The sequence below is a fragment of the Micromonospora sp. Llam0 genome, assembly GCF_003751085.1.
In the GTDB taxonomy this organism is placed as follows: Bacteria; Actinomycetota; Actinomycetes; order Mycobacteriales; family Micromonosporaceae; genus Micromonospora_E.
This window is the reverse complement of sequence record NZ_RJJY01000001.1, coordinates 4,099,753-4,117,758: the sequence shown is the minus strand read 5'-3', so window position 1 is coordinate 4,117,758 and position 18,006 is coordinate 4,099,753. Positions and strand designations below refer to the sequence as shown.

The following is an 18,006-nucleotide window of genomic DNA, read 5'->3' as shown; positions in this document are numbered from 1 at the left end:
ACCCTGCCGGCCGACCCCCACGCCGCCGCCGTGTCAGGTCTGACCGCTCCCGCAACGGGTTCACCTTCCGTTGCGGGAGCACTGGTGAACGGGCGGCGGACTCGGACGTCGCCGAGGTGAACAGTGACTCACCGCCTTCCGGATCCGCTGATCTTGCTGCTAGCTTTTGCCATAACTTTGCAAGAGCAACAGATCGGCGTATGGGGGTGGGACGATGGCGGCGGCCACCCTGTCGGCAGCCCGCGATGACCTGCTCGGCGTCGCCTCCCAGCGTCGTCGGACCGGGATCTGGCTGGTCGTCCTGACCGTCGGACTGGTGGCCACCGCGTTGGTCGCGGTCGGCTCCGGTGCCATCGGGATCGCCCCGACGACCGTCGCCGCCATCATCGGCCACCAACTCGTCGGACTGCCCGGTGAGGCGACCTGGAGCCTGCCGCAGCAGGCCATCGTCTGGCAGGTCCGGCTACCCCGGGTGCTGCTCGGCATGCTCGTCGGTGCCGGGCTGGCCGTGTGCGGAGTGGCGCTGCAGGCGATGGTCCGCAACGTGCTCGCCGACCCGTACCTGCTGGGCATCAACTCCGGAGCGTCCAGCGGCGCGGCGGCGGCCATCCTGTTCGGGGCCGGTGCCGGCTTCGGCCAGTACGCCCTGTCCACCAGCGCCTTCCTCGGCGCCCTCGCCGCGTCGCTGCTGGTCTTCCTGGTCGCCCGCAGCGGTGGCCGGGTCACCTCGATCCGGCTGCTGCTGTCCGGTGTCGCGGTCGGCTACGCGCTGTACGCCACCACCAGTTTCCTGATCTTCGCCTCCGGGTCGGCCGAGGGCGCCCGGTCGGTGATGTTCTGGCTGCTCGGGTCGCTGGGGCTGGCCCGCTGGGATGCCCTGCTGGCGGTGGCCGCCGTCGTGCTGGTCGGGATGACCGGGTACCTGACCATCGTCGGCCGGCGACTGGATGTGCTCGCCATCGGCGATGAGACCGCGCAGACCCTCGGAGTGTCACCGGACCGGTTCCGACTGCGCCTGCTGGTGCTGGTCTCGCTGAGCGTCGGCGTGCTGGTCTCCGCCGCCGGCAGCATCGGCTTCGTCGGCCTCGTCGTGCCCCACCTGGCCCGGCGGCTCGTCGGCGCACCACACGTACGGGTGGTGCCGGTCGCCGCCCTGCTCGGCGCGATCCTGCTGGTCTGGGCCGACGTGCTCGCCCGGGTCCTGCTGGCCCCCCAGGAGATCCCGATCGGCATCATCACCGCGCTGCTGGGCGCACCTTTCCTGCTGGTTCTGATCCGCCGCCTGCACGCCACATCCGGGTGACCACCGGGCCTGCCCGAGCACCGGGTCCAACTGGGCCCCCGAGTTTTCCGAACAGTCGAGGAGCACCATGAGGACAAGCCGTACCGCCGCCGTTGCGGTGATCTCCGCCGCCGCGCTGCTCGTCGCCGGGTGCGGTGAAGCCGGTGCCGACCCCACCCCGGACGCGGCCGACGGCTACCCGGTGACCGTCACCAACTGCGGCGTCGACGTCACCTTCGACGCCGCGCCGGAGCGGGTCGTGCTGCTCAAGAGCGCTGCCGTGCCGTACCTGCACGCGCTCGGCGTGCTGGACCGGGTCACCGCCCGCGCCGGCCAGTACCCGCCGGAGTACTACGACGAGGCGACCCTCGCCGAACTGGACCGCATCCCGCTGCTGACCGACAAGACCGACACCAGCGGCCACCTGCAGATCTCCAAGGAAGTGGTGATCAGCCAACAGCCGGACCTGGTGCTCGGCGAGGTGGACAACCTGTCCCGGGACACGCTGTCGGCGGTGGACATCCCGCTGCTCGAGGAGCCGGCGATGTGCCCGGGAAGCACGACGGTGCCGACCTTCGACGACATCTACGCCCAGATGCGGACCTACGGCGAGGTGTTCGACCGGGCCGACGAGGCGGCAGCGGCGGTCACCGCGCTGGAAGAGCGGATGGCGCAGGTGCAGGCCCAGACCGAGGCGGGCACCGGCCGTACGGCTGCGGTGCTGTACCCGACCGTCGGCGGCGGTGTCACCTACGCGTACGGCACCGCCAGCATGGCGCACCCGCAGCTGGAAGCGGCCGGCTTGCGCAACGTCTTCGACGACGTACCCGAACGGGTCTTCGAAGTCACCGTGGAGGAACTGCTCGGCCGCGACCCCGACGTGCTGATCCTGCTGTACAGCGACGGCGACCCGGCGGCGGTCGAACAGGGCCTGACCGGGCTGCCCGGGGCGGAGAACCTGGCCGCCGTACGCAACGGCGACGTGCTGACCCAGCTGTTCAACTTCACCGAGCCACCGACCCCGCTGTCCATCGACGGACTGGAGCGGATCGTACGGCGTTTCGGGGCCGAGTCGTGATCACCGCGACCGAGGTCTCGTGGCGCTACGGCGCCAACCCGGTGATCGACGGGGTCAGCGTGACCGCCCGGCCCGGCCGGGTCCTCGGTTTGATTGGCCCGAACGGCAGCGGCAAGACCACCCTGCTGCGCCTGCTCCACGGTGCCCTGTGCAGCGGCGGTGCCGGGCGCAGCAGCGGTCCTGGTCGGAGCGGTGGGGCCGGGCGGGTCGTGGTGGACGGCGACGAGCTGACCGGCCTGCCGTCGCGGGAGGCCGCCCGCCGGCTGGCCGTGGTGGTGCAGGAGGCCGGCGGCACCGACACCGCGCTGACCGTGGCCGAGCTGGTGCTGCTGGGCCGGGGCCCGCACCTGTCGACGTTCCAGCGGACCAGCCGGGCCGACTACGAGATCGTGGCCCGGAGCCTGACCCGGGTCGGTGCCGCCCACCTGGGTGCCCGGGCGTTCGCCGGGCTGTCCGGCGGCGAACGCCAACGGGTGCTGATCGCCCGCGCTCTCGCCCAGCAGGCCACCCATCTGCTGCTCGACGAGCCGACCAACCACCTGGACATCCGCTACCAGCACGAGGTGCTGCAACTGGTACGGGATCTCGGCACCTGCTCCATCGTCGTACTACACGACCTGAACCTGGCCGCCCGCTACTGCGACGACCTGGTGCTGCTCGGTCAGGGCCGGGTGGCGGCTGCCGGCAGCACGGACGAGGTGCTCGACCCAGCGGTGCTCGAACCGGTCTACGGGATCGGCATCCGGCGGCTGGACCTCGACGGTGCCATCCACCTGCTGTTCCGCCCACACGAGGTCACCCAGGAAAGGATCGCGGCATGACGGCCGTACAAGATCGGATCAACGCGTACTGGACCGGCCGGGCACCCGGCTACGACGAGTACGTGCAGCGCCCTGAACGGTTCGCCGCCGACCAGCAGGCCTGGTCACAGGTCTGGGCGGCGGCACTGCCGCCGGCACCGCTGGACGTGCTCGACGTCGGCACCGGCACTGGGCAGGCCGCCATCGTGCTGGCCGGCCTCGGCCACCGGGTCACCGGCATGGACCTGTCCGAGGGGATGCTGGAGCGGGCCCGCCGACACGCCGCCGCGATGCCCGGCGGCCCGGTCATCGCGTACGGCGACGCCGTCGCACCGGACTTCCCGGCCGGCAGCTTCGACGCGGTGACCAGCAGGTACCTGATGTGGACGCTGCGGGAGCCGCAGGTCGCCGTGGCCAACTGGGTACGCCTGCTGCGCCCCGGCGGCACGGTCGCCGTGGTCGACAGCACCTGGTTCCCTGATGGGCTGGACAACGCCTCGGAGAACTTTGCCGACCACTACGACAGTGCGGTGCGCTCGGCGCTGCCGCTGGCCACCGCGAAGTCCATCGACCAGACCGTGGCAGTGCTGCAGGGGGCCGGTCTGCGTGATGTCACGGCCGTACCGCTTACCTCGATCTACGAACTCGATCAACGGTTCGGCGTGGCACCCGACCACGAACTCAAACTGCAGTACGTCGTCACTGGCCGGCGCTGACGGTCGCGGCTCGCGGTGGGGTGACGGGGTCAGCGGAGTCCGTCTCCTCATCCAACCCGTTCCAGAAGGAAGCAGCTCGACGGTTGCCTCCAGCGACTCAGGATCCTCTGCCGAGATCAGCACCGCCACTCGCGGCTGTTGCGCCCGATGCGAACGCGGCCACGAGTACGGTCGACCTCGTCGGCTACCCCAGGAAGCCTGACCTTCGCAGCGGATAGCGGCAGCGCTGTCGCAGACCAAATTCAGTCTACGGCCGACCTGCCTCCATTCCCTTCGAGTACAACCGGAATTTCAATCCGGCGCGGTTTTCGTGTGCTCGGGGACCGTGTCCGAAATGTCGGGCGGTCTGACCTGGGCAAACAGGGGGTCTGGAGGGCAACCTCCTGTTGATCATGATCTTGGTGGCAGCTTAGATGATCTTCGTAAGGCGAATCTTCGCAGCTCGGGGGCGGTTTGGGATCTTTCCGCCAACCTCCCCCGGATCCCGGGCGTGTCGGAGGTTGCCGCAATCGACATTCCGCCACAACTCCGGCACCTAATCTTGCGTACATCGATGCGTTGTCTGTCCTCAGCGGATGCTGCTGGGTTCGGCGTGGCTATCCCTCCTCCGTCCGGCACCTACCGAAAGGCCGATGTGGAAATTGTCGCGTACGCGGTTGGCTCCGGCAAGGGGAAAAGTGGCTTGTTGTGCGCCTGCTGCGGTCCGCCGAGTGGAGGGTTCACCGTGGCCACCTCCACTACCTCGGCGGCGGTCTGGTAAGTGTCGCGGGAGGGCGGTGAGGTCAGGCTTCGTCAGGTCCGGGCAGGAGGTATCTCGCCTTGTGCCGGTGGGCGGCTTTGATCATTTCGGTCACTTCGATCGGTTCGCCGTCGGTGGTGTATACGGTGCGGAACTGACGCAGCACGGGCATGTCGTCGGGCATTTGTAGGGCGATGAACTCGTCGATGGTGGGCATGGTGGCTTCGACGTCGTCGACGGCTGGTCCGGCGTGCTTGCCGAGTTCGGCGAGTACGCGGAGCGATCCGCCTCTGATCAGGCGGTGTTCGGTGAGCGGGGTGCCGCGTGCGAGGTCGGTGCGGTAGTAGTTGGTGACCAGTTCGGCTGGGGCGTCGTCGAGCAGGAGCAGAAGCCGCCGGCGGATGACGCGGGTGTCGGGTTCGAGGTCGTACGCTGCGGCGACCGCGACCGGCGGTGTCACCTCGTCGACGGACAGCAGGCGGCTGGTCTTGCGGCGGCCGTGACTGGCGATCTCACTGATCCACGGGTACGGATTGGCGTCGCTGGCCTGGCCCGGGTAGTGGTTCGCTTCGACGGCGATCGGCTGGTTGGCGGTGACGAACACGCCGACGCCGGACTCGCCACGGACGAATCCTTGCTTCTTGAGGATGGCGAGCGCGCGCTGGGTGGTGAGGTTGGAGACGCCGTACCGCTCGCAGAGTTGGGCGGTGGAGGGCACCTTGTCGCCGGGTTTGAACTCGCCGGTGAGGATCTGTCGGCGGATGTCGGCTGCGATCTGGCGCTGTCGGTCTCGTACGTCGTTGGCGGCAGCCTTGTTGTCGGGTTCGTTGGTCATGGGGTTGGGGCCTGCATCTGGTAGGTGTGGCCGGTTGAGCGGCTGGTGACGGTGCGCATGACGGCGTACTCGATGGGTTGGCCGGTGGCGGCGCGGCTGAGGCGGGTGAGGACGAGGAGTGGTTCGTCGGCGGGGATGTCGAGTAGTTCCTGTTCCTGATCGGTCGGCCGTCGTGCGGTGACGTGTTCGCTGACCTGGTGCGGCGTGAGTCCGAGGTCGGCGAGTACCCGTACCGCGCCGCCTTTGACCTTGCGGTTGTCGGCCAGTGGGGTGCCGGCGGCGATGGGTTCCGGGTAGTAGGAGTCGGCGAGTTCGACGGGGCGATTGTCTTCGAGGATGAGGCGGCGGCGGACGACGGCTCGTTCGGTGTCGGCGAGACCGAGCGCGCGTCTGACCTGTGTGTCGGCGTCGACGGTCTCGACGCCGAGAGCTGTTGCGTGCCGACGCGCCCCCGGCCGGCGGCCTCGGCGGACCACGCGTCGTGCTGCTGCGCGACGAGGTACGGGTCTGAGCTGCTGGTCCAGCCCTGGTCTGTCATGGGGCCGGTGCTGGTGCGTGGGCTGTTTCCCAGAGGTGGTCGACGTGGTTGGCGTACTGGTCGAACAGGCCGCCGGGGCCGCGTCGGCGGATGTGCAGGGTGGGGGAGGCGTGTCCGAGTTGGTCGGCGAGGTGGGTGCTGACGAGGGCTTCGTCGTCGAAGATCCAGACGGACAGGCTGATGTGGCGGTCGGTGTGGCGTACCTGTGGGGTGGGTTCGATCTTGGTGAGTTCGGCGGTGGTGATGTCGATGCGGGTGGAGATCGACAGGGCTGCGTCCTCGATGCGTTCACGCTCGTGGGTGACGGGTGAGTCCTTGAGTCCGAGGAGGAAGCGCAGGTCGAGGCCGGATGCGGCTTTGTTGCGCAGGGTGGGTGTGATGCCGGGGACCTCGGTCCAGAGGAAGTACGAGGTGTAGCCGGCGCACCAGATGCGGGACGTGGCGCGGTGGATGAGGTCGTTCCAGAGTTCCCGGGGGACTGCTGAGCGTGTCGGCCATGCGGCGCGGATCTCCCGGTCGTATCCGCGTTTGAGCAAGCCGGACCAGATCACGTCTTCATCTTCTCTCAGCACCTGGCCCACCTTCAACATGTCGATGTTGGTCGATCTGTCGACAGATGGCATTTGAACCTGCCGTAGGGCTTCAATTCGGCGCGGTTTTCGTGTGCTCGGTGACCGTGTCCGGAATGTCGGGGGGTCTGACCTGGGCAAACAGGGGGTCCGGAGGGCAACCTCCTGTTGATCATGATCTTGGTGGCAGCATAGATGATCTCCGTGGAGTGGGCTCTCGCAGCTCGGGGGCGGTTTGGGATCTTTCCGCCAACTTCCCCCGGCTCCCGGGTGTGTTGGAGGTTGTCGCAATCGACATTTCACCACATCTCTGGCACTTAATCTTGCGTGCATCGATGCGTTGTCCGTCCTCGATGGAGGGCTCGCGATATAGCGTGGCCGTCTCACCGCCGTCGCCTAGTCGCCAACTAGCCGATGTGGATATTGTCGCCTACCCCGATCGGCTTCGGCAAGGGAAACAGTGACTGCTGGGGCCCATTTTCCCCGTGGCGCGGGGAAGGACGGTGGTCTGCTCGTCCGTACGGTGGTTGGTGTGACTGAGGTTTCGTACGTCCGTCTCGACGCCGCCGCTGCCGCGGCGATGCTGGACCAGTTGGCCGAGGTCTACGCCGACGCCTACGGCCAGGTCCCCGGCGAGGACACCGGCGTCAAGGCGGATGCCTTCCGTGATCGGGCCACGGCTGCGCTGGGTGCCCGCAACTACGAGCTGGTGACGGCCCGGAGCGGCGATGAGCTGGTGGGTTTCGTCCTCGGGTACAGCCTGCGGCAGGAGCGGGACTGGTTCGGCGGGCTCGATCCGGCGCCCGAGCCGGGTTTCACCGACGAGCGTGGTGGCGAGCGCACGGTGGTCCTGGCCGAGATCGAGGTACGCAAGGCGTGGCAGGGCAAGGGCATCGGCCGTGGCCTGCACGACACGTTCCTCGGTGGTCGACGTGAGGAGCGGGCCACGCTGTCGGCCAACCCGGTCGCGACCGCCACCCACGCACTCTACGAGCGGTGGGGGTGGGTGCGGGTCGGCACGAAGCCTGGACCTCCGGGCGCCTACTACCGGGAGTACGCCGTCTTCGTGCGCCCGCTGTGGTCAGCCGAAGGGAGTTGACCGGTAGCTGCGTACCGCCTGGTCGAACTCCTTGACGGGGCGGGTGCGTTTCCACGGGTCGAGCCCACGGCGCAGCTTCTGCACCTGCTGCGTGATCCGCTTGCTGGAGTTGACCGAGGTCAGCTCCACCGCCTCGGTGGCGGTCCGGCAGGCCTGGTCGATGTTGCGCTGCTGGGCGAACGCTTCGGCGCGGTACAGCAGCCCGAATGCGCGGTTGTGCAAGTTGCCCGGGTCGATCAGGCTCAACGTCTTGTCGGTGGCGGCGAGCACCCGGTCGGCGTCGTGGAAGCCCAACGCCTGCTGCGCGGTGGTGCTCCAGTAGAACGACTCATCGTAGAAGTACCACCACGACTGACGGGGGCCGTCGTCGGCCTGCGCTTCCTGTAGGGCGGCGTACTCCCGGTCGAGATTCGCCTGCGACCGGTCGGCCTGTCCGTCGGCGGTGAGCGCGCGCACCGCCACATCGGCGGCATAGGCGCGGGCGTACGGGCTGCCGCTCTGCTCGGCCCAGGCGGCAGCTGCGGCGGCGTGGTCGATGCCGATCCGGGGCTTGCCCTGCCAGGTCGCCAGGTGGCTCATCGTGCACAGGATGTAGGTGACCAGCTCCACGGCGCGTGCTTCGTGGGCGGCGGTGCGGGCATCGTCGTAGAGCCGCTGCGCGGAACCGTAGTCGCCCATGTTGAAGCACAACCAGCCGGCCAGCTGGGTCAGCTCGGCGTAGGCGGCGATCGCCCGGTCCCGGTGCGGCCCGGCGGGGGCGGCCTTGGCCTGCTGCTCGGCGGTACGCCGGTAGGCCAACGCGCTGGGCAGGGTGGCCCCCGCGCCGAGTACGTCGCCCTGCTTGCGCAGGTGGGGCATCATCTCTTCGCAGTGGGCCAGCGTCGCCGGGTCGAAGGTGCCCGGTCCGGCGGACGGTGGTGCCGCGTTGGCCGGCTCGGCCGCGCCGGCCAGCTCGGTCAGCGGCGCGGTGGTGGCGACCGCGAGCGCGGCGGTCAGTTTGCCGAGCATGGCCCGGCGGGTCTGGGGGTCCGGTATCCGTTGCATCCACATGACGATGACCTGCGCCAACTCTCCGAAGTCGACCTCCTCGGGCAGGCGGTGCAGGCCGGTGAGGTCCGCTCGTGGCGGGGCACCCGCCTCGGCACCGGGTCGCCGGCCGAGCAGGTCGCGAAGCAGGATCTCCGCTTCTCTCGGCACCATGGTCTCACCGGTGAGGGCGACGGAAGTACCCCGTGCGACGGTGAAAGTTGTTCGGGTTGCGGCATCGAGGTGGCGGAAGCTGGGCAGGTCGGCCAGCAGGTCGGCGACGGCGCACTCGTAGATCTCGGCCAGGCGGACCAGGTTGTCCTGCGAGGGCGTGTAGCCGCCCTTGCCGGGCCAGATCTCCCAGTACGAGAAGCTCTTGTGGGTCTTGGGCTCGTCGGGCCAGCGCCGGTTCCACTCCTCGGCTGCCTGCGCCTGGCTCCAGCCCCGGGCGGCGCGGAGTGCGACCCGGGGGTTGAGCCGGAACTGTTGCCGGAAGACCTCGGCCACCTCGACCCACGTCTTTCCCTCCGACCGTAACTCGGCCGCAAGACGCGCCTGCTGCCGTCGAAGACTATCCGATCTTGATTCTGCCATGCCGTCACCGCCCATGATCAGAAATATTCGCAGACCTATTTGGATAGACCATACGTGACTGCTCCGATTTTGGGAACTTCCCCGTGGCGCGAGGAATGGACGTCTCGGAATCTCCGGATGTCGGCGGGTGGTGGCGTGCGTGTGACGTAGGCGACCGTGGATGTAGTGAGTCACACGAGCAGCAATAAATGGCGTTGAGGATCATCGAATGTATTCGCTGACATTTCTCCACGGAGGAAAGCGCATGGCCGGAAACAACCCGCCGAGCAGTAGGTACTGCCCGTCGCCGTACCTCAGCGGTAATGAAGGTCCGCCGCCGGACCGGCCGCCGTTGCCGCGACGGACGCCGGGGCAGACGGACATCGGGCGGGACTCACGGTTCCGGCTGCTGGCCGCGCGTGCGGTGGCACCCGCGCCGGATGCCGGGCGGCCGGTTGTCGACGCCGAGCAGGCGGTGCTGGACGAGGTGGCGGCGGCGATGCGGAACCGGCCGGACGTCGGCGTGTTGGACCGTGCGCGGGAGACGGTGGCTGAGCACATGCCGAGTCGGTTGGCCGAGTGCCGGGTGTGTGACGTGGCTGCGTTCTGCCCGCCGTTCACCAACGCGCTGGCGGTGCTGGACCGCTGGGACCACGGCAAGGCGCGTCGGGTGCGGGCGGTGTTGCAGTACGCCGGACTCTGGCCCGACGGGTACGTCCACGACGGCCGGGACGACTGATGGCCGACGGTGATCTCCTGCGGGTCGGCGACACACTGCATCTCGGCAAGGCCGACTGGGTGTTCGGCGACCGGTCGATGACGGTCCGGGTCTCCGACATCCGGTACGGCCTCGACGACGCCGAGTCCCCGGTGGTCGGCATCCTCGCCACGATCACCTCGGCCGGGCGGGACGGGCGGATGGCCGCGATCGGCGTCTACAAGTCAGCGCTGACCCGCTCCGGCGTGGTGCAACGCCGGCAGCCACTCAACGGCGTCGACCATCCCCACTCGTAGAGAAGTCAAAGAGGATCATGGAAATCTGTGCGTTGACGAGCGCCGCGCTACTCGGCTTCCTGGCCGGGTTGTTCTCATTCCGAGTCAAGAGCCGCTGGTGCCCTCGGTGCGGCGAACTGACCACCACGCCACCGCCTGCGAGGTGAGGCTGACGCACCTCAAAATGCGAAATGACGTGCGCAAGCCTCACCTCGCGGCTCCGGCAAGGGGAGGCCGTTGAGCATGAGACTGCCTCCGGCGCTGGCCACAGGAGGTGACCAGCACCGGAGGACTGGATAGGTGATTCTGGATAGGTGAGGCGTACGATCAGTGCTTGTCGGCGCAGCACGGGGTCGGGTCGGGCAGCTCGAATGGCCCGATCCGCCCCGGCCCGACCGCAGTAGTGATCAACGTCAGTACTCCGTTGATCCACTGCGGCCGGACGAAGTCGCGGGTCTGCACCGGCGTCTCCGGCTCCGGGACCGCGCCGCCGAGCATGATGACCTGCTCGATCGCGCTGAACTCGAGCAGCTCCGCGACGGTGAGTGTGCCGACCAGACGGTCGACCCCGGGGTAGCGCACCGCCCGCCCGGACCGGCCGGCCCGGTGCTCGTCGGCGGCGAGCTCCGCCGCCGGGACGAGATCGGCCGGGGTGGCGGGCAGGTCTGGCAGCCCGTCGGGGGCGGCCAGACTGATCGCCACGTGCGGCCTCGGCGTCCGCACCAGATGGGTGCAGGCGACCAGGTCGTGCAGGTCGGCCACGCCGACGACGTCGTGCAGCCAGTGTTCGGCGGCGGCGTCGTCGGCGTGCCCGAGACTGATTCCGATGACTGTCATGGCGGTGGCGGTCAGGACGGCAGGACCCAGATCGGGTTGCCGTAGAACCACAGGTCCAGCCACGGGTCGGCGTCGCCGAGCACGTCCATCGCCGGACCGTGCGGGTCGACCGTCGCACCCATCAGGCCGGGCGCGCTGCGGTTGCCGTCGGTGCCCCGGACCCGGACGTACATCGGCCGGTCCACCCGGCCCAGCGGGTAGCTGAACGACACCCGCTTGCGGCCCGGCTGCACCTCGAAGGAGGCGGCGACCCGGGCGGTCGGGGCGGTGAAGGTGTCCTGGTCGGTGACCGGTCCGGTGACGTCGCCGACGATCAGGTCCACCCGGGCCAGCTTCGGCACGAACTGCGCCCAGTTCGGCACGGTCGCCAGATCGATGTCCAGGGTGACCACGACCGACGTACCACTCTTGATCTTCAAGGTGCCGCCGAGCGTGGCACCGGCTCCCGGCCGCTGGTCGTTGAGCCGGCGGACCCGCATGTCCAGGCCCCGGATCAGGCCACCGTGGTCCACCCAGACCCGGCCGGCCCGCATCGCGTCCATCACCGCGCGGTAGCCGAACGCCTTGGCGCCGACGTGCGTCCGACCGTACTGGCCCGGCCAGAAGTCACCCGCGGTGGTGATCAGCGGCCCGTACACCGGGTCGTTGTACTTGCCGTTGGCGTTGAAGTCGCTGCCCGGCCCGCGCATCGACGTACCCAGGTAGTTGAAGTGCGAGTCGGAGTTGACGCTGATCCACCACGGCTTGCCCTCGGCGAGCAGGCTGTCCCACAGCCCGCCCACGGTGGCGGTCATCCAGTCGAAGCCGCCCCAGGTGCGGTAGCTCTCCAACGGGTAGCCGGGGAACGACGCCGCCGACGGGCTGCCCTCGTAGTAGCCGCGACCGCGACCCGGGCCGTTCGGCGCCGGCAGACTCGCCGCCTGGTGCCCCGGCGCGCCTTCCATGCCGACCGCCACCGTCGGGTCGGCGTCGCGCCACGCCCGCATCTCGTGCGGCGAGTCGACGCCCCGCCGGGACGGGTGGTTGGCCAGGAACAGCGCGCCGCCGATCCGGCGATTGCGGACCTCCTCGGCCAGGAACTTGATCCCGGCGACGGCGAGCGCCTCGTTGGCCGGGCTGGAGCCGCTGGTGCCGGTCACCGAACCGTCGTAGTCGGTCTCGAACTGCTTGAGCACCGCGACCTCGTTCGGGCTGGGCTGCACCCAGACCGTGCCGTGCTCGGCCGACGGAATGTTCCACTCCAGACCCTGGTAGATCAGCAGATCCTTGATCTCCCGGCGGGTGGCGACGATGTCCGGGTTGACCTTCTCCACCCCGATCCTGGCGTGGGTGGCGTTGCCGTGGTCGGTGATGACGATCCAGTCCAGGCCGTACGCGCGGGCATGCTTGGCCTGGTCGACCACCCGGTAAATGGCGTCCGAGCTGTACTGGGTGTGGATGTGGTGGTCGCCGGCCAGCCAGACGAACTCGCCGTCGTTGGCCTGGCCGCCGCCGGTGCCGCCGCCGGCGTGGTCGCCGGCCGGTGCGGCGTGCGCGGCGTGTCCGCCGGCCAGCACCGATGACGCGGCCGCGCCGGCCCCGAGCAGCCCGGCGTTCCGCAGGAAGGTACGCCGGGACGCCTCGGTCGGCGACAGTTCGGCGTCCGGCACCGACAGGTCGAGCGGTGCCGGTACGTCGGCACCGGTCGCCGCATGGTCGTGGTGGTGATGATGGTGGTGGTGTCCCATCCCTGTTCCGCCTCCCAGATCAACTTTGTCGCGGTCAATCTCGTGGAGGAGGGGAAACAACAGGCGACGTACCGCCGTCGTTGCGGCGCACGTGCCGTGAAGGTGTAGCCATGTATGCATCGGTCACACCACTGTTGACCTGCGGTCCTGTCTGTCGGCAGCGCTCAGCCGATCACCGGGCGGAAGACCCCGGCGGCGAAACTGACCGCCAGCGACCCGCCGGCGGCGATCGCGGCACCGACGACCAGAGCCGCGTCGGCCGCCCCGAACCGTTGCCGCCGGGCGCTGGTCCGGGGGATGCCGGCGTCGAACCCCCGGGCGTCCATCGCGGTGGCCAGCCGGGTACCCCGGCGGATCGCCAGCACCAGCAACCCGAAAGCGGTCGCCGCGAACAACCGGAGCCGACGCACCGGGTTGCGGCCCGCGTCGATGCCCCGGGCCCGGCGGGCCATCGCCAGCAGCTGCCACTCGGCGGCCAGCATCGGCACCAGCCGGAACGCGGCGAGCGCCCCGATCGCGAACCGGGGCGGGGCCTTGACGTTCTGCACCAGGGCATCGGCCAGGTCCGTCGGGTCGGTGGTGGCGAAGACCAGCACCCCGGGCAGCGCCACGGCCAGCAGCCGCAACGCCAGCCCGAGCGCGGTGACCAGCACCCCGCTGGTCACCAGCACCGGGCCGGCGGTGAGCAGCACCGTGCCGGTCCGTTCGGCGGCGAACAGCGTCAGGGTGACCAGCACCCCGGCGGCGCTCAGCAGCAGCGGTGCCATCCGGCGCAGCAGGGCACGGTAGCCCAGCCCGAACAGCGGGACCACGGCCAGCTCGACGGCGATCGCGACCGCCGGCGCCACCGGGTCCAGGGTGGCCAGCAGCAGCACCGAGAAGACCAGCGCGGCGGCGAGCTTCGCCACCGGGTTGCGGCGGGCCAGCGGCGCCGAACCGGCCGTCGCCTCGGTGCCGTCCGGTCCGCCGATCACAGGGTCAACCGCCGATCGGCGAGGGCGGCGACGAGGTTGACGTCGTGGGTCACCGTCACGATCCCGTGCCCGGCGTCGCGCAGCTCACCGAGCAGCGCGACCAGCTCAAGCCAGGTACGCCGGTCCTGGCCGAACGTCGGCTCGTCGAGCACCAGCAGGCGGGGCGCGGTGGCCAGGGCGGTCGCCACACTCAGCCGCCGCGCCTCACCACCGGAGAGGGTGTACGGGTTGGCCGCCGCCAACCGGTCCAGCCGCAGCCGGTGCAGCAGCTCGTCGACCACGCTGGCGACGGCCGACTCCGCCAGCCCGCAGCGGCGCGGGCCGAGAGCCAACTCGTCGGCCACCGTGGTGGCGACGAACTGGTGCTCCGGGTTCTGGAACACGTTGCCGATCCGGCGGACCAGCTCCGGTGCCCGCCACCGGTGCGGGGCCGGGCCGACCCGGCCGTCGCCGGTCAACGCGGCGGTGGCCCGGACCGTTCCGTCGGTGGCCGCGACCAGCCCGCCGAGCAGCAGGGCCAGCGTGGTCTTGCCGGCACCGTTGGGCCCCAGCACGGCCAGTGCCTCGCCGCCGCGTACCGGCACCTCGTCGGCGAGCGGGGCGAGCCGGGGCACCAGCCCGACCCGGTCGGCGATCAGCAGCGGCTCACCGGCCGGGGCGGCGGGCCCGCCTCGCTGCGGCAGCGGCTGGTCGGGCACCCAGACACCGTCGGCGGCCAGTTGCCCGCCGTACCGGTCGAAGATCTCGTCCGGCTTGCCGTCGGCCCGTACGCCGCCACCGGCGGACAGCACCACCACCCGGTCGACCAGCGGCAGCGCCTGAGCCACCCGGTGTTCGACGACCACCAGCGTGGTGTCCCGGTCCCCGTCGAGCGCCTCGGCGACGGCGTCGCGGACCAGGTCGGCGCCGGCCGGGTCCAGGTTGGCGGTCGGCTCGTCCAGCAGCAGCAGACCCGGCCGCAGGGCGAGCGCCCCGGCCAGGGCCAGCCGCTGCTGCTCGCCGCCGGACAGCGCGGCGGTCGGGCGGTCCCGGCCGTAGCGGAAGCCGACCCGGGCCAGCGCGGCGTCCACCCGTGGCCAGATCTGCTCGGCCGGCACGCCCCGGTTTTCCAGCCCGAAGGCGACGTCGTCGCCGCTGCGCGCCATCACCAGCTGACTCTGCGGGTCCTGGAAGACGATGCCGACCCGCTCGCGGGCCGTGCGCGGGTCGAGCCCGTCGACGGTGACTGTGCCGGCCTGCTCGCCCGAGTCGGCCGGCAGCAGCCCGGCGATCGCCGCCAGCAGCGTGCTCTTGCCGGCACCCGACGGCCCGAGCAGCAGGACTCGTTCGCCGACGTCGACGCTCAGCTCGACGTCGCGGACCGCCCAGGCCCGGCGGCCGGCGTGCCGCCAGCCGAACCCGCGCAGCTCCAGCCGGCTCACGACCCGGCCGGCCCCGGCCGAACCACCCGGTGGTGCGACCCCGGCCGGGTCACACCGTGGTGCGGTCGCGGCCGGCGGGGAACCGGTCGAGCACCCCGGTGCGGGCCAGCGCCCGGGTCAGCGCCACGCTGCCGGCACCGGCCAGCACGACCGCGCTGACCACGGTGACGATGAAGATCGGAATCCGGAAGCTGACCAGGTCGTACGGCGCGTAGTAGCGGATCTGGTCGAAGATCGCCGCGCCGAGCCCGGCGGCCGCACCGGCGGCCAGCGCCACCGGCAGCCGGAACGAGCGGTACGCCACCGCCAGAAAGACCAGCTCGGCACCGACCCCCTGGGCCAGCCCCTGCACGATCACCACGGCACCCCACTGGCTGCCCAACGCCGCCGAGACGACCGCGGCGACCAGTTCGCAGAACAACGCCGCTCCCGGCTTGCGGATCACCAGCGCGCCGAGCACGGCCGGCACCAGCCACACCCCGTACAGCACCGCCTGGGCGGGCGGGAAGAAGGTGAACGCGGCCTCGGTGGCGGTCCAGATCAACCCCCACAGCCAGAAGACCACCCCGAACGCGACCGCGATCACCGAGGCGACCACGATGTCGACGGTCCGCCAGCTGCGGTCGACAGATGCATTTTGTCGCGTCATTGGTCGCTCCAACTCCCTGCGCTGGCATTACCCAGATCAGGTTCGAGGGTCTGCGGGACTCCCCGCACTCTCAGCGCTGTGTGCGCTCCCCTGTGGGACATCAGGTTGTGCCACCGACGCTAGCACCGGTGGCACCGCACCGACAGTGGGCGCGTCCCGGTGTGGTGGCGGGCACCCCTGCGCGGGTTATCGTGAACTGCCCGCCTTCACACCAGCGAGGGGACCAGCCCGCCGTGACCGCTGCCGATCGCACCGCGACGCGTCGGACGCGCCCAGGCGACGACATCGACTGGGCCGCGCCGGCCGACGACGACCTGACCGGGTCCGGCGGCGGCGCCGGACCGCCCGGTGGCCCACGACCACCCCGACGCCGGCTGTTCGGTGGCCGGGTCGGCTCGGTGGAGGTGCTCGCCTTCCTGCTGATCGGGCTGGTGATCTTCCGCGAGCCGTTGGCCAACCTGATCTCCGACCCCCGGCTGCAGACCTGGACCACGGTCTTCGTCTCGGTGATGGTCCAGGCGATGCCGTTCCTGGTCTTCGGGGTGGTGCTCTCCGCGGTGATCGCGGTCTTCGTGCCCCGGTCGTTCTGGGCCAAGGCGCTGCCGAAACATCCGGCGCTGGCGGTGCCGGTGGCCAGCGCCGCCGGGGTGGTGCTGCCCGGCTGCGAGTGTGGTTCGGTGCCGATCGCCGGGTCGCTGATCCGTCGGGGCGTGGCGCCGGCCGCCGCGCTGGCGTTCCTGCTTGCCGCCCCGGCGATCAACCCGATCGTGCTGGTGGCCACGGCGGTCGCCTTCCCGAACAACCCGGAGATGGTCCTCGGCCGAGGCGTCGCCAGCCTGCTCGTCGCGGTCGTGATGGGCTGGCTGTGGCTGCGGCTGGGCCGTACCGACTGGATCCGCCTGCCGCACCGCCCCGACCTGGACGACCTGTCCCGGGCGCGGGCGTTCTGGGCGGCGGTCCGGCACGACATCATGCACGCCGGCGGTTTCCTGGTCATCGGGGCGATGGCCGCCGCCAGCATCAACGTGCTGGTGCCGGAGCGCTGGCTGCAGACTCTCGCCGACAACCCGGTGCTGTCCATCCTGGCGCTCGCCGTACTCGCCGTGCTGTTGTCGATCTGCTCCGAGGCGGACGCCTTCGTCGCGGCCTCGCTGTCGCAGTTCTCGCTGACCTCGCGGCTGGTCTTCCTGGTCGTCGGCCCGATGGTCGACCTGAAACTGATCTCGATGCAGGCCGGTACGTTCGGGCGCAGATTCGCGTACCGGTTCGCTCCGGCGACATTCCTGATCGCCGTCGTGGTGGCGGTCGCGGTGGGGACGGTGCTGTTGTGAACAAACAGGCTCAAGGTGTGGTGCTGCTGCTGCTCGGCGGCGCGGTGGTCCGGGCCAGCGTCACCGACATGTATCTGCGGTACGTCAAGGAAGCGCTGCAGCCGTTCCTGATCGTCGCCGGTCTGCTGCTGATCGCCGCAGCGGTCATGACGCTCTGGCACGACCTGCGGCGTCGGTCGACACCGGCCGCCGCCGTTGCGCATTCCGGGCATGATGCGCATTCCGGGCCCAACGACACCGCCGACGACGGCCACGGCCACGCCCATCACGAGCCGAGGGTGGGTTGGCTGCTGATCCTGCCGGTGCTCGGGCTGCTGCTGGTCGCCCCGCCGGCGCTGGGTTCGTACGCCGTCGCGCAGGCCGGTACCGCGTTGAGCAGCGAGCAGGCATCGTCGGACTATCCGCCGTTGCCGGACGGCGATCCGGCCGAGATCAGTGTGCTCGACTACGCCTCCCGGGCGATCTTCGACGAGGGCCGGTCGCTGGACGGGCGCGACGTGCGGCTCACCGGCTTCGTCACCGACGGCCCGGACGGTGAGCCGATGCTGGCCCGGATCGTGCTCTCCTGCTGCGCCGCCGACGGCCGGCCGATCAAGGTCGGGATGGACGGCAGCGCCCCGACCGGGCTGCCGGCGGACACCTGGATCGAGGTGGTCGGCCGGTACAGCGACCGGATCGGCACCGACCCGGTGAACGGGGCCAGCATCCCCTATCTGGCGGTCGAGTCGTGGCAGCAGATCGACGCCCCCCGGCAGCAGTACGAGTAGAGGTTTCCCGCCATCCGGCCCGGGGCACATTGCCGACCGCGGTTTGAGTGTG

At 70.3% G+C, this 18,006-nt stretch carries 18 protein-coding genes and 1 riboswitch; of the genes, 9 read left to right on the top strand and 9 right to left on the bottom strand.

What is annotated here, in order from left to right; genetic code table 11:
* Positions 1–214 precede the first annotated feature (214 nt).
* The 4 genes from EDC02_RS17980 (at position 215) to EDC02_RS17965 (ending at position 3,876) form a co-directional block, all read left to right on the top strand.
* Positions 215–1,303: an iron ABC transporter permease gene (locus tag EDC02_RS17980; protein ID WP_123602964.1), complete on the top strand. Its 1,089-nt coding sequence runs from the start codon at positions 215–217 to the stop codon at positions 1,301–1,303.
* 67 nt (positions 1,304–1,370) lie between these two features.
* Positions 1,371–2,360, top strand: a complete 990-nt coding sequence (locus EDC02_RS17975) for an ABC transporter substrate-binding protein (RefSeq protein WP_123602963.1) — start codon at positions 1,371–1,373, stop codon at positions 2,358–2,360.
* A complete protein-coding gene (locus EDC02_RS17970; protein WP_123602962.1) occupies positions 2,357–3,181 on the top strand; it encodes an ABC transporter ATP-binding protein in 825 nt (274 codons plus the stop codon). Before EDC02_RS17975 ends, EDC02_RS17970 begins: the two co-directional genes overlap by 4 nt.
* On the top strand, positions 3,178–3,876 hold the full coding sequence (locus EDC02_RS17965; protein ID WP_123602961.1) for a class I SAM-dependent methyltransferase: 699 nt from the start codon (positions 3,178–3,180) through the stop codon (positions 3,874–3,876). Before EDC02_RS17970 ends, EDC02_RS17965 begins: the two co-directional genes overlap by 4 nt.
* Positions 3,877–4,658: 782 nt before the next feature.
* On the opposite strand, the gene EDC02_RS17960 is transcribed toward EDC02_RS17965, so the two are convergent.
* Genes EDC02_RS17960 through EDC02_RS17950 form a run of 3 tightly spaced genes read right to left on the bottom strand, consistent with a single transcriptional unit; the run spans position 4,659 to position 6,560 of the window.
* Positions 4,659–5,450 carry a GntR family transcriptional regulator gene (locus EDC02_RS17960; RefSeq protein ID WP_123602960.1) on the bottom strand — a complete coding sequence of 264 codons (792 nt, stop codon included), beginning with the start codon at positions 5,448–5,450 and terminating at the stop codon, positions 4,659–4,661.
* Positions 5,447–5,926, bottom strand: coding sequence for a GntR family transcriptional regulator (locus EDC02_RS17955; protein ID WP_199757670.1), 480 nt, complete (start codon positions 5,924–5,926; stop codon positions 5,447–5,449). The genes EDC02_RS17960 and EDC02_RS17955 overlap by 4 nt, the downstream gene beginning before the upstream one ends.
* 58 nt (positions 5,927–5,984) lie before the next feature.
* The gene (locus EDC02_RS17950; protein WP_233605996.1) at positions 5,985–6,560 is read right to left on the bottom strand and encodes an XRE family transcriptional regulator; all 576 of its coding nucleotides are present in this window, start codon (positions 6,558–6,560) and stop codon (positions 5,985–5,987) included.
* 529 nt (positions 6,561–7,089) lie between these two features.
* Between EDC02_RS17950 and EDC02_RS17945 the strand changes: the two genes are divergently transcribed.
* Complete coding sequence (locus EDC02_RS17945) at positions 7,090–7,656, top strand: GNAT family N-acetyltransferase (protein WP_233605995.1); 567 nt, start codon at positions 7,090–7,092, stop codon at positions 7,654–7,656.
* On the opposite strand, the gene EDC02_RS17940 is transcribed toward EDC02_RS17945, so the two are convergent.
* Positions 7,639–9,189 carry a helix-turn-helix transcriptional regulator gene (locus EDC02_RS17940; RefSeq protein ID WP_123602959.1) on the bottom strand — a complete coding sequence of 517 codons (1,551 nt, stop codon included), beginning with the start codon at positions 9,187–9,189 and terminating at the stop codon, positions 7,639–7,641. The two genes, EDC02_RS17945 and EDC02_RS17940, sit on opposite strands and share 18 nt — an antisense overlap.
* A 331-nt stretch (positions 9,190–9,520) precedes the next feature.
* On the opposite strand from EDC02_RS17940, the gene EDC02_RS17935 reads away from it, so the two are divergent.
* Positions 9,521–9,994, top strand: coding sequence for a hypothetical protein (locus EDC02_RS17935; RefSeq protein WP_123602958.1), 474 nt, complete (start codon positions 9,521–9,523; stop codon positions 9,992–9,994).
* Complete coding sequence (locus EDC02_RS17930) at positions 9,994–10,269, top strand: hypothetical protein (protein ID WP_123602957.1); 276 nt, start codon at positions 9,994–9,996, stop codon at positions 10,267–10,269. Before EDC02_RS17935 ends, EDC02_RS17930 begins: the two co-directional genes overlap by 1 nt.
* 306 nt (positions 10,270–10,575) lie before the next feature.
* On the opposite strand, the gene EDC02_RS17925 is transcribed toward EDC02_RS17930, so the two are convergent.
* From EDC02_RS17925 to EDC02_RS17905, 5 genes are all read right to left on the bottom strand, one after another.
* A complete protein-coding gene (locus EDC02_RS17925; RefSeq protein ID WP_123602956.1) occupies positions 10,576–11,085 on the bottom strand; it encodes a hypothetical protein in 510 nt (169 codons plus the stop codon).
* 11 nt (positions 11,086–11,096) lie between these two features.
* A complete protein-coding gene (locus EDC02_RS17920; protein WP_123602955.1) occupies positions 11,097–12,812 on the bottom strand; it encodes a PHP domain-containing protein in 1,716 nt (571 codons plus the stop codon).
* 164 nt (positions 12,813–12,976) lie between these two features.
* Entirely contained in the window at positions 12,977–13,783 is an 807-nt protein-coding gene (locus EDC02_RS17915; protein ID WP_123604901.1) for an energy-coupling factor transporter transmembrane protein EcfT, read from the bottom strand.
* On the bottom strand, positions 13,783–15,207 hold the full coding sequence (locus tag EDC02_RS17910; RefSeq protein ID WP_123602954.1) for an ABC transporter ATP-binding protein: 1,425 nt from the start codon (positions 15,205–15,207) through the stop codon (positions 13,783–13,785). Before EDC02_RS17910 ends, EDC02_RS17915 begins: the two co-directional genes overlap by 1 nt.
* 49 nt (positions 15,208–15,256) lie before the next feature.
* Complete coding sequence (locus EDC02_RS17905) at positions 15,257–15,856, bottom strand: ECF transporter S component (RefSeq protein ID WP_123602953.1); 600 nt, start codon at positions 15,854–15,856, stop codon at positions 15,257–15,259.
* A riboswitch (TPP riboswitch) is annotated at positions 15,853–15,958 on the bottom strand. (Overlaps the previous gene by 4 nt.)
* Positions 15,959–16,170: 212 nt before the next feature.
* On the opposite strand from EDC02_RS17905, the gene EDC02_RS17900 reads away from it, so the two are divergent.
* Both EDC02_RS17900 and EDC02_RS17895 read left to right on the top strand, forming a co-directional pair.
* A complete protein-coding gene (locus EDC02_RS17900; protein ID WP_370461551.1) occupies positions 16,171–17,187 on the top strand; it encodes a permease in 1,017 nt (338 codons plus the stop codon).
* A complete protein-coding gene (locus EDC02_RS17895; RefSeq protein ID WP_123602952.1) occupies positions 17,184–17,954 on the top strand; it encodes a TIGR03943 family protein in 771 nt (256 codons plus the stop codon). The genes EDC02_RS17900 and EDC02_RS17895 overlap by 4 nt, the downstream gene beginning before the upstream one ends.
* Positions 17,955–18,006: the final 52 nt, after the last annotated feature.

Bases quoted from the DNA above. Each gene is read 5' to 3' on its own strand.
- EDC02_RS17980 (WP_123602964.1), top strand. From the start codon at position 215: ATGGCGGCGGCCACCCTGTCGGCAGCCCGCGATGACCTGCTCGGCGTC.
- EDC02_RS17975 (WP_123602963.1), top strand. From the start codon at position 1,371: ATGAGGACAAGCCGTACCGCCGCCGTTGCGGTGATCTCCGCCGCCGCG.
- EDC02_RS17965 (WP_123602961.1), top strand. From the start codon at position 3,178: ATGACGGCCGTACAAGATCGGATCAACGCGTACTGGACCGGCCGGGCA.
- EDC02_RS17960 (WP_123602960.1), bottom strand. From the start codon at position 5,450: ATGACCAACGAACCCGACAACAAGGCTGCCGCCAACGACGTACGAGAC.
- EDC02_RS17935 (WP_123602958.1), top strand. From the start codon at position 9,521: ATGGCCGGAAACAACCCGCCGAGCAGTAGGTACTGCCCGTCGCCGTAC.
- EDC02_RS17930 (WP_123602957.1), top strand. From the start codon at position 9,994: ATGGCCGACGGTGATCTCCTGCGGGTCGGCGACACACTGCATCTCGGC.
- EDC02_RS17925 (WP_123602956.1), bottom strand. From the start codon at position 11,085: ATGACAGTCATCGGAATCAGTCTCGGGCACGCCGACGACGCCGCCGCC.
- EDC02_RS17920 (WP_123602955.1), bottom strand. From the start codon at position 12,812: ATGGGACACCACCACCATCATCACCACCACGACCATGCGGCGACCGGT.
- EDC02_RS17905 (WP_123602953.1), bottom strand. From the start codon at position 15,856: ATGACGCGACAAAATGCATCTGTCGACCGCAGCTGGCGGACCGTCGAC.